We start from the raw sequence: 1,158 nt of genomic DNA on the forward strand, positions 1-1,158 counted from the left end.
GACATAACCAAGTTATCAACGCTGTCGTGCGTTGTCGTGGTTTGCTCTTTCAAGCGTTTGGCGAAAGTCAGCTCTTGGGTTTCACTCATGATGTTTCCTTTGAATTAAGAGACTAATGGTTTCAGACGGCCTTTATGGTTAAAAATACCGTCTAATTTGAAAAGAATCGTTTTAAAAACAAAGAAGATAATTTTTAACCTGCTTCAGATTCGTTAACCGCGTACCTTCCACAGATCTACAAGGCTCATCGTGTTTTTAAATATTGAGAATATATCTTATTTTTAATATAATAACAATAAACCAAACTAAGACCTATTAATAAAATTTAACGGCTCATAGCAATAACCTTCTAAACCTTTTCAAACTTTTCAGACTGCCCAAACCTTACTAAGCAGCCGCCATTCAATCAAATATCGACCTAAATTTGAGCTATCCTTCTGTTTTCCTTTATAATGCGACACTCTTTGCTCCTTCTTTGTCCCCTGCCGAACCATGAAACGGATTCCTGCCTACCATCGCTGGTGGCGCTACAAGTCTTATCTTCCTGATGCGACGCTGCCTGCACATACGGTGGAATGCCCTGATTGCGGCTGCCGTATGGATATTCCGCGCCTGCGTCAGGGGCAGGAGGCGCATTGTCCGGTGTGTAACCATGAAATCGTGGAAGTGGAAAACAATCCGTATATCGCGCCGATTGCCTATGCGCTGACAACCTTGATTCTGATGGCGTTCGCGTACAATATGGTGTATATCCGCGTCGATTTGTTCGGCGTGACATCGATTTTGTCGTTGCCGCAAATGATGCGGCTTTTGATTTCGCTGGATTACGGTTTTCTGGCGGAAGTGATGTTTATCCTCACCTTCGGCGCGCCCTTACTGTTTCTGCTGCTCTGCCTTTATGTTTATACGGCTTTGATACGCGAAAAGGCCTACCCTGCGCTGCGCTTTGCAACGCGCGTATTAGTGCGGCTGCGCCATTGGATTATGGTGGATGTGTTTTTTATTTCCACTTTGGTGGCGTATATCAAGCTCTCATCCGTTGCTACAGTGGAATTCGGCTCGGCGTTTTATCTGATGTTTCCGCTGTCGGTCATGCTGATTCGGACTTCGGTATCGATTCCGCAGCATTGGGTTTATTATAAGATTCACCGTTTAACC

The 1,158-nt window shown here is 44.6% G+C and carries 1 protein-coding gene and 1 pseudogene; one reads left to right on the forward strand and one right to left on the reverse strand.

All coding sequences use genetic code 11. The features are described from left to right. A pseudogene (locus ACTHS3_RS13860) lies at nt 1-89 on the reverse strand (biliverdin-producing heme oxygenase); the annotation flags it as partial. A gap of 403 nt (nt 90-492) precedes the next feature. On the opposite strand from ACTHS3_RS13860, the gene ACTHS3_RS13865 reads away from it, so the two are divergent. Further along, on the forward strand, nt 493-1,158 hold a 666-nt coding region (locus ACTHS3_RS13865), incomplete at its 3' end, for a paraquat-inducible protein A (RefSeq protein ID WP_440368238.1).

This window comes from Neisseria sp. P0009.S007 (assembly GCF_051962515.1).